The sequence below is a fragment of the Isoptericola sp. NPDC019482 genome (assembly GCF_040632295.1).
Taxonomy (GTDB): Bacteria; Actinomycetota; Actinomycetes; order Actinomycetales; family Cellulomonadaceae; genus Isoptericola.
In genome coordinates this window covers 54628-63675 of sequence record NZ_JBEYBQ010000025.1, presented here as the reverse complement: position 1 = coordinate 63675, position 9048 = coordinate 54628, and the positions used below count along the sequence as shown (strand labels likewise).

The 9048-nt window shown below is 73.3% G+C and carries 9 protein-coding genes and 1 tRNA gene; 3 read left to right on the top strand and 7 right to left on the bottom strand.

Translation table 11 applies throughout. From position 1 onward, the window contains the following. Positions 1-91: 91 nt before the first annotated feature. The 7 genes from ABZ493_RS15625 to ABZ493_RS15595 form a co-directional block, all read right to left on the bottom strand. The gene (locus ABZ493_RS15625; RefSeq protein WP_430583060.1) at positions 92-712 is read right to left on the bottom strand and encodes a 50S ribosomal protein L25/general stress protein Ctc; all 621 of its coding nucleotides are present in this window, start codon (positions 710-712) and stop codon (positions 92-94) included. Between the two features lie 342 nt (positions 713-1054). After that, a complete protein-coding gene (locus ABZ493_RS15620; RefSeq protein ID WP_430583059.1) occupies positions 1055-2200 on the bottom strand; it encodes a glycosyltransferase family 2 protein in 1146 nt (381 codons plus the stop codon). A 68-nt stretch (positions 2201-2268) separates the two neighbouring features. Continuing rightward, positions 2269-3252 (bottom strand): ribose-phosphate diphosphokinase, encoded by a 984-nt coding sequence (locus tag ABZ493_RS15615; protein ID WP_430559636.1) that lies wholly within the window; start codon positions 3250-3252, stop codon positions 2269-2271. Further along, positions 3249-4955, bottom strand: coding sequence for a bifunctional UDP-N-acetylglucosamine diphosphorylase/glucosamine-1-phosphate N-acetyltransferase GlmU (gene glmU, locus ABZ493_RS15610; RefSeq protein ID WP_430583058.1), 1707 nt, complete (start codon positions 4953-4955; stop codon positions 3249-3251). The genes ABZ493_RS15615 and glmU overlap by 4 nt, the downstream gene beginning before the upstream one ends. 55 nt (positions 4956-5010) lie before the next feature. Further along, positions 5011-5082 (bottom strand) — tRNA-Gln (locus ABZ493_RS15605). A 155-nt stretch (positions 5083-5237) separates the two neighbouring features. Further along, positions 5238-6437: a HAMP domain-containing sensor histidine kinase gene (locus ABZ493_RS15600; RefSeq protein WP_430583057.1), complete on the bottom strand. Its 1200-nt coding sequence runs from the start codon at positions 6435-6437 to the stop codon at positions 5238-5240. Positions 6438-6507: 70 nt separating this feature from the next. Further along, positions 6508-7206 (bottom strand): response regulator transcription factor, encoded by a 699-nt coding sequence (locus tag ABZ493_RS15595; RefSeq protein WP_430583056.1) that lies wholly within the window; start codon positions 7204-7206, stop codon positions 6508-6510. A gap of 139 nt (positions 7207-7345) precedes the next feature. Here ABZ493_RS15595 and ABZ493_RS15590 point away from each other — a divergent pair, with 139 nt between their 5' ends. Genes ABZ493_RS15590 through ABZ493_RS15580 form a run of 3 tightly spaced genes read left to right on the top strand, consistent with a single transcriptional unit; the run spans position 7346 to position 9046 of the window. Beyond that, positions 7346-7885 (top strand): DM13 domain-containing protein, encoded by a 540-nt coding sequence (locus ABZ493_RS15590; protein WP_430583055.1) that lies wholly within the window; start codon positions 7346-7348, stop codon positions 7883-7885. Between the two features lie 8 nt (positions 7886-7893). Continuing rightward, complete coding sequence (locus ABZ493_RS15585) at positions 7894-8397, top strand: hypothetical protein (RefSeq protein ID WP_430583054.1); 504 nt, start codon at positions 7894-7896, stop codon at positions 8395-8397. Between the two features lie 49 nt (positions 8398-8446). After that, entirely contained in the window at positions 8447-9046 is a 600-nt protein-coding gene (locus ABZ493_RS15580) for a TetR/AcrR family transcriptional regulator (RefSeq protein WP_430547317.1), read from the top strand. Positions 9047-9048 lie beyond the last annotated feature (2 nt).

Genomic DNA, 9048 nt, shown 5'->3' with positions numbered 1-9048 from the left:
CCCCTGCCCCCCCTTCGTTTTGTGTGGGGGTTTTTCCCCCCGCGCCGCCCGCTTTTCGCCCCAAACCCGCCCGCTCACAGCGATGAAGGTGTCAGCCCTCGGTGGACTCGGCGGCCTCGGTGGTCTCCTCGGCGGCCTCGCCCTCCGCGGCCTCCTCGTCCTCGGCGGCGGCCTCGGCGCGCGGCTCGGCGATCTGGACGACGGCGGCCTCGGGGTCGGTCAGCAGCGTGGTGCCCTTGGGCAGCTCGACCTCGCCGGCGGTGACGTGCTGGCCGGCCTCGAGGCCCTCGATGGAGACCTCGACCGACTCGGGCAGGTGCGTGGCCTCGGCCTCGACGGACAGCGTCTGCGCCTCGACGAAGTGGATGGTGCCGGGGGCCGACTCGCCCACGATGTTCACGGTGACGTCGACGGCGATCTTCTCGCCGCGCTTCACGAGCAGCAGGTCGATGTGCTCGATGGTGCCGCGGACGGCGTCGCGCTGGATGTCCTTGATGACGGCCATCTCGGACTTGTCGTCGAGCTCGATGGTGAACAGCGCGTTGCTGTGGCGCGTGGCGAGCATCGTCTCGTGGCCCGGCAGCGTGATGTGCAGCGGGTCGGTGCCGTGCCCGTACAGGACGGCGGGGATCTTGTTCTCGCGACGGATGCGGCGGGCGGCGCCCTTGCCGAACTCGGTGCGGGCCTCGGCGGCGAGCTTGATGTCGGACACGTGGATCACTCCTGGGATGTCTGTGCGTGCCGACGGCCAGAGGGAGCCGTCGGCTGTCCACGAGGGGTGGGTCCCCGCGAACTGCGGTTGCGTCGGCGTGGGACACGTGACGGACGCGATCGAGAGCGCGCCGTGGGGGCACCCGCAGAATGCGGTGCACCGACAGCCGCCCAGTCGATCACGGAAATCCGACGGATCCTGCGCTGAGGGTGGCGGCCGGGTCGCAGGTGCTTGACCTGTACGACCTGGGTGACCGGCGCCCGTCAGACGTCCCTCGCCGAGGCAACCGGACGAGTATAGCCCCCTCGGGGTGGGGCGGGACAGGCCCGGGCGTGGGCCGCGTCAGTGCGGGGCGTGCTCGCCCGCGCGAGCCTGCGCCCGCGCCGAGCCGCGCGGCCGGTAGACGACCTGCGCCTGGAAGACGAACCGCACCACGAACGCGACGAGGATGAGCACCGCCTGCACCAGCTCGGGGTGCGGGACGGCGCGCTCGACGATCCACCACAGCAGCAGCGTGCGGACCGCGGCCTCGGTGCCGTTGAAGGCGAACGACCGCACGAAGCGGCCCCAGAACCCGTGCGCGCCGTCGCGCAGGTCGGCGAAGACGAACCGCTCCTGCAGCAGGAAGTTGATGACGATCGTCACGGCGTTCGCCCAGATGACGGCGGGCAGGTAGTGCACCCCGAGCCCCTGGAGTCCCGCGAGGATGGCGAGGTTGAGCACGGCGCCGAGCGCGCCGATCAGCGCGAACGGGGACAGCCGGCCGAACCGCAGCAGGGTGAGCTGCTGCACGTACCGCAGCCCGTTGGCGACGGTCGCCTTCGACCGGCCGGCGAACCGCTCCCCGAAGACGAACGGCTCCTCGACGACGACGAGCCGCTGCCGCGCGAGGATCTCGAGCAGGATCTTGAACCCTCGCGGGCGCAGCCCGGCCAGGTCGACGGCACCGGGGCGCACCACGAAGAACCCGGTCATGGGGTCGGAGACGTCGCGCAGCTTGACGGGGAACATCGACCGGGCCAGCAGCCCCGAGGCCTTGGAGACCCAACGCCGGTAGCGGCCGTCGAGGCCGCCGGCGTCGCCCTTGCCCGTGTACCGGGAGGCGACGACGACGTCGGCGCCGGTCTCGCGCGCCGTGGCGAGGAGCACGGGCACCATCTCGGGCGGGTGCTGCAGGTCCCCGTCCATCACGACGACGCGCTCGCCGGTCGCGGCACGCAGGCCGGCGACGACGGCGCCGGAGAGCCCGCCCTCGGGCACCTCGCGGTGGATCATGCGCACGGGCAGCGGGGCGGTGGCGGCGACACGCTCGATGACGGCGGGGGTGTCGTCGCGCGAGTCGTCGACGAACAGCACCTCGACACCGCCGGGCGCGACGTGCCGCCCCTCGCCGTCGGGGCCGAGCGCGGCGGCGAGACGACGGACCAGCTCGGCGACGTTGGGCCCCTCGTTGTACGTGGGGACCACCACGGTCACGTCCTCCGTCATGCCACCGTGCCTCCCCTCAGGGACGCCGCGGGCCCGGGACGACGCACGCCCCGGGCCTCCGGCGTCGCTCAGGCGTTCCCGTCGAACAGGCTCGTCACGGAGCCGTCGTCGAAGACCTCGCGGATGGCGCGGGCGACGAGCGGGGCGATGGACAGCACGGTGAGCTTGTCGAACCGCTTGTCGGCCGTGATCGGCAGCGTGTCGGTGACGACGACCTCGGTGGCGCCGCACTCCTGCAGGCGCTGCGCGGCGGGGTCGGACAGCACGCCGTGCGTGGCGGCGACGGTGACGGACCGGGCGCCCGCGTCCATGACCACCTTGACGGCCTCGGCGATGGTGCCGCCGGTGTCGATGAGGTCGTCGACGAGCACGCAGTCGCGCCCCTCGACCTCGCCGACGACGCGGTTGGCGACGGCCTGGTTGGGGCGCGTGACGTCGCGCGTCTTGTGCACGAAGGCGAGCGGGCAGCCGCCCAGCTTGGCGGCCCACTGCTCGGCCACGCGGATGCGGCCGGCGTCGGGCGAGACGACCGCGACGTTGGACAGGTCCACGCGGGTGCGCACGTAGTCGACCAGCACGGGCATCGCCCACAGGTGGTCCACGGGGCCGTCGAAGAAGCCCTGGATCTGCGGGGTGTGCAGGTCGACGCTGAGGATGCGGTCGGCGCCCGCGGTCTTGAGCATGTCGGCGACGAGGCGGGCCGAGATGGGCTCGCGGCCGCGGCTCTTCTTGTCCTGACGCGCGTACGCGTAGAACGGCGCCACGGCGGTGATCGAGCGCGCCGAGCCGCGCTTGGCCGCGTCGACCATGAGCAGCTGCTCCATGAGCCACTGGTTCACCGGGGCGGTGTGGCTCTGCAGCAGGAAGATGTCCGAGCCGCGCACCGACTCGCTGAACCGCACGTACGTCTCGCTGTTCGCGAAGTCGTACGCCGAGACCGGGAGCAGCTCGATGCCGAGCTCCTTGGCGACGGCCTCCGCGAGCTCCGGGTGCGCCCGACCCGTGGCGAGGACGAGCGTGCGCTCGCCGGTGCCGGGGATGAAGTTGTTCATCGCTGCGTGCTTCCTTCGGTCGGGTCGGAACTGTCGGCGGGCGGCACCACCGGGATGGCGCCGGTGAGGGCATTGTGCGCGGCGAGCTGCTGCTGCGCCTGGGCACCGAGCTGCCCGCCCGATCCCTCGGCGCGGGCGCGGGCGGCCGCCTCGGCCGCCGGCGAGCCCGACCAGCGGCGCTCCACCCAGTCGTCGACGTTGCGCTGCTGGGCGCGGGCGACGCCGAGCGCACCCGCCGGCACGTCCTTGACGATGACCGAGCCCGCGGCCGTGTACGCGCCGTCACCCACGGTCACCGGCGCGACGAACATGTTGTCGGCGCCCGTCTTCGCGTAGGAGCCGATCACCGTGCGGTGCTTCTTCTGGCCGTCGTAGTTCACCGTGACCGACGCGGCACCGATGTTGGTGTGCTCGCCGATCGTCGCGTCGCCGACGTAGGACAGGTGCGGCACCTTCGAGCCCTCGCCGATCTGCGCGTTCTTCGTCTCGACGAAGGTGCCGATCTTGCCCTTGGTGCCCAGGTCGGTGCCGGGGCGCAGGTAGGCGAACGGGCCCACGGTCGCGTCCGGCCCGATGACGGACAGCGAGCCGTGCGTGCGCACGACGGTCGCGCCGGGGCCGACCTCGACGTCGGTGAGCGTGGTGTCCGGGCCGATCGTCGCGCCGGACTCCACCTTGGTGGCGCCGTGCAGCTGCGTGCCGGGCAGGAGCGTGACGTCCTCGGCGAGCTCGACGTCGACGTCCACCCAGGTGGTGCCGGGGTCGACGACGGTGACGCCGGCCTGCATCCACTCGGTGAGCACGCGGCGGTTGAGCTCGGCGCCGAGGGTGGCGAGCGCGACGCGGTCGTTGACGCCCTCGACGAGCATCGGGTCGTCACTGAGCACGGCGCGCACGGCGCCCCCGTCGGCCCGCGCGGCCGCGACGACGTCGGTGAGGTAGACCTCGCCCTGCGCGTTGTCGCGGTCCAGGCCGGCCAGCCCGCGGCGCAGCACCGCGGCGTCGAAGACGAAGACCGAGCTGTTGATCTCGCGGATCTCGAGCTGCTCGGGCGTCGCGTCCCTGTGCTCCACGATCGCCTGCACGTCGCCCGTGCCCGCCTCACGCACGATGCGGCCGTAGCCCGTCGCGTCGGCAACCTCGGTGGTGAGGATGGTGACGGCGTTGCCGTCCGCATGGTGCGCGGCGAGCAGCTGGCCCAGCGTCGCGCCGTCGAGCAGCGGGATGTCGCCGGCCAGGACGACGACGGCGCCGTCCAGTCCGTCGCCCAGCGGGTGGTCCCCGCCGTTGGCGTGGTCGGCGTGCAGCTCGTCGTCGACGGCGTCGTCGTGCACGAGCTGCGCTGCCAGCCCGGCGTGGACGCGGGCGTCGAGCGCGTCCAGCGCGCACTGCACCGCGCGGCCGGTGCCGGGGATCTCGTCCTGGTCGACGACGAACGCGCCGGGGTCCACCTCGAGGGCCGCGGCGGCGACGAGGTCACGCTCGTGCCGGACGACGACGGCCACGCTCTGCGGGTCCAGCTCGCGCGCCGCGGTCATCACGTGGCCGAGCAGCGTGCGCCCGCCGATGCTGTGCAGCATCTTCGGCGTGGCGGACCTCATCCGCGTCCCCTGGCCCGCAGCGAGGACGACGACCGCTGCCGGACTGGGGTGGGAGGGTGCTGCGCCGGTCGAACCTGCGGCGTCCGGTCCTGTCGAGACCACGAGTGCTCCGTCTCTTCTCGGGTGTGCTCGGTCGATGCTCACGATGGTGCACGAGCTCCGCCCCCAGGACTCGAACCTGGACCAAAGGCACCAAAAACCTCTGTGCTGCCGATTACACCAAGGCGGATCGGGCCCCCGGGCCGGGTTCACGCCCCAGCAGGCGCGGCACCGTCGGGCGTCCGTCCTCAGTCTGCCAGGTCCGGAACACCACCCCGGCACGCGTCCCGACCCTCGACCCCCGGGGGCGCCGTGGCACGCGCCACACCGGCCGCGCCTCGGCGGTCAGGCGCCGGCCGCCGCGGGCGCCTCGCCGCGCGGCAGCGTCACGGCGAGCTCGAACCCGTCGGGCACGTGCGCGGCGGTGACCGACCCGCCGTGCGCCTCGACGATGCCGCGCACGATCGCGAGGCCGAGCCCGGCGCCGTGCCCACCGACATGCCCACCGACGGCCCCATCGCCCGGCCCGGCCTCGGCGGACCGGGCGTCGTTCGCCCGCCAGCCGACGTCGAACAGGTGGCCCAGGTCCGCGACGTCCACGCCGCTGCCGTGGTCGAGCACGCTGACCACCAGGTGGTCGTCGTCGTTCGTGTGCGCGGAGACGAGGATCTCGGTGCCCGCCGGGGCGTGCCGGACGGCGTTGGCGAGCAGGTTCCCGATCGCGCGGGTCAGCTCGCGCGGGTCGGCCCACAGCAGGTGGCCCTCGACCCCGGACTGGACGATCCGCACGCCGCGGCCCGCGGCGGCCGCCTGGACGTCGACCACGGCGTCGGAGACCAGGTCGAGCAGGACGACGACCTCGCGCTGCAGCCGCAGCGTGCCGCTCTGCAGGGTCGACAGCTCGAAGAGGTCGTCGACCATCGCGGTCACGGTGTCGACCTTGCCGCGGATGGCCCGGACGTACGCGTCCCGGTCGGGCGCGACGTCGTCGTCGAGCGCCTCGGTCATGGCGCGGATCCCGGCGAGCGGGGTGCGCAGGTCGTGGGAGATCCAGGCGAAGAACTGGCGGCGGGCGGCGTCGAGCCTGTCGATCTCGGCGCGGGCCTGGGCCAGCCGCTCGGAGGTGTCGACGAGCTGGGCGTGCAGCTCGTCGAACTCCTTCCAGCCGGCGGCCGCGGGCTCGACGACGTCGCCGTCCGCGATCCGCCGCGCCGACCGCGTGAGCGTCCCCACCGACCGGCGCACGGCCCGGCTCGTGGTCAGCCATGCCGCGGCCAGGCTCAGCACGGTGGCCACGACGACCACCGCCGTCAGCACGACCAGGTCGTGCGCGGAGATGAACATCTCCACCATCACCGCCACGACGGACGCGACGATCGAGGCGACCGCCGCGCCCACGACGACGGCCATCTGGGACGCGACCGGCCCGCGCCGGTTCCAGCGCAGCACGACCAGCGCGAGCGCGGTCACCAGGGCCGTGCACACCACGGTGGTCAGGACGATCAGCCCGACGTCGGCGAGCCCGAGCATGCCGTCGAACATCATCGCGCCCCGCCAGGCGGGTCGGTCGTCACGGCGGTCGTCACGGCGGTCGTCACGGCGGTCGGCACAGCGGTCATCGGGCGTCACCTCGCGGCGTGAACCGGTAGCCCGCGCCCCACTCGGTGCGCAGGTACACGGGGTAGCGGGGCTCGGGCTCGATCTTCTCCCGCAGCCGCCGCACGTGCACCGTGACCGTGGACGCGTCGCCGAAGCTCCACCCCCACACCTCGCCAAGGATGTCGTCGCGGGCCAGCACCTGGTCGGGGCGCTGCACGCAGTACAGCAGCAGCTCGTACTCACGGGTCGTGAGCGCGATCTCCTCGCCGCCGCGCCACGCCCGCCGGTGGCCGGGGTCGATGCGGAAGTCACCGACGGTGAACGCGTCCGCGGGGGCGGCCGGCGCCCGGCGGCGCAGCTGCGCGTCGACCCGCAGCCGCAGCTCCTTGAGCGCGAACGGCTTGGTGACGTAGTCGTCCGCCCCGCGCTCCAGCCCGGCGATCCGCTGCTCGACGGCGCCGAGCGCGGTGAGCATGATGACCGGCAGGTCCGAGGTGCGGCGCACCTCGCGGCACAGGTCGTCGCCCGTGACCCCGGGCAGCATGCGGTCCACGACCAGCACGTCCGGGAGGCCGGCCCGCAGCGCCTCGCGCGCGCTCTCGCCCTCGCTGTACAGCGCGACGTCGTACCCCGCAGCCCGCAGGTAGTCGCCGACGACGGTGCGCACCGTCGCGTCGTCCTCGACGACCATCACCCGCGCCCGCCCGCTGCCCATGAGGCGACCTTACGCAGCCGCCGGCACCGCGCCGCGCGTCCTTACGGAACTGAAAGAACGGCCCCGCCCCGGGCGCCGCGCTGGTTGCGTCGTCCCCGTACCGATCCGCGTACCGACCCGAGACGACAGGACAAGACCCATGCGTATCAAGACGCGCGCCCAGGCCCTCGCGACCACCGGCCTCGTCGCCCTCGCCCTCACCCTCACCGCCTGCGGGGCCGACGACGGCGCCGGTGCCGACGACATGAGCACCCCGGCCGCCGAGGAGTCCATGCAGTCCGACGACATGGCGAGCGACGACATGGCGACCGAGGACATGGAGTCGGACGACATGGCCTCCGACGACATGAGCGCGGAGCCCATGGCGCAGCACGGCTCGTTCGCGGGCATGAACGACAAGAGCGTCGAGGGCACGGTCACCGTCGAGGGCGACACGGTGACCCTGGAGGGCTTCTCCTCCGACGAGGGCCCGGACCTGCACCTCTACCTCGCGAAGGGCACCGACGAGGCGGCGGTCGAGGCCGGCACGGAGCTCGGCGAGGTTGCGTTCGACGAGGCGTCGCAGACGTTCACGCTCGACGAGATGGCCGCCGAGAGCATGGCCGACGGGGGCTACACGGACGTCGTCGTGCACTGCGACAAGGCCAAGGCCGTGTTCGGCGCGGCCACGCTCATGTGAGGCCGGACATGAGCGACCGCCGCCCGCGCGCCACGACGTGGCGCACGCACGCCGCCCCGGCCCTCGCCGGGGCGGCCCGCGTGGCCCTCGGCGCGCTGTGGCTGCACGAAGGGATCGTCAAGTACCGGGCCGGCTTCGGCGCCGCCGACATCGGGTTCGTCGTCGACGGCGCGGCGAGCAACCCCCGGGTGCCCGGCTTCTTCCAGGCGTTCACGGAGACGGTCCTCGGGGCGGCGCCGGGCCTGTTCGGCGCGCTGATGCCGTTGCTCGAGACGGCGCTCGGCGTCGCGCTCGTCGCCGGCGTGCTCACCGTGCCCGCGGCGGCCGCGTCCGTCGTCGCGCTGGCGTCGTACTGGCTCGCCGACCTGCTGGTCTGGCAGTACCCGGTGATGGTGCTGCTGTCGGCCGTCGTGCTGACGTTCCCGGCGGCGGCACGCGCCTGGTCGTTGTCGTCGGCAGTGCCGTCGCCGCGCACCGTCCTCGCGTCCCGGCGGCGCACGCAGGCACAATGACCCCATGCCCACCGACTCTCGTGCGCCCAAGCGTCCGCCGCGCGCCCGGATGACGGCGAGCCAGCGGCGCGAGCAGCTGCTCGAGGTCGGCCGGGGCCTGTTCGCCGAGAAGGGCTTCGACGGCACCAGCGTCGAGGAGATCGCGGCGCGCGCCGAGGTGTCCAAGCCGGTGGTCTACGAGCACTTCGGCGGCAAGGAGGGCGTCTACGCCGTCGTCGTCGACCGCGAGGTGCGCGCGCTGACGTCCGCGCTGACCGGCGCGCTCGAGGAGGGCGGCCACCCCAAGGTGCTGGTGGAGCGCACGGCGCTGGCGCTGCTCGGCTACATCGAGGCGTCGGAGGACGGCTTCCGCATCCTGGTGCGCGACTCCCCCGTCGCCCAGGCCACCGGCACGTTCTCCAGCCTCATCGGCGACGTCGCCACCCTGGTGGAGCACATCCTCGGCGACCAGTTCAAGGCGAACGGCCTGGACCGCAAGGCCGCGCCGCTCTACGCGCAGATGCTCGTGGGCATGGTCGCCCTCACCGGGCAGTACTGGCTCGACGCCCGCAGCCCCGACAAGGCCGAGGTGGCCGCGCACCTGACCAACCTGGCCTGGAACGGCCTGTCCGGGATGGTCAAGAAGCCGGAGCTGACGAAGTCCCGCTGACC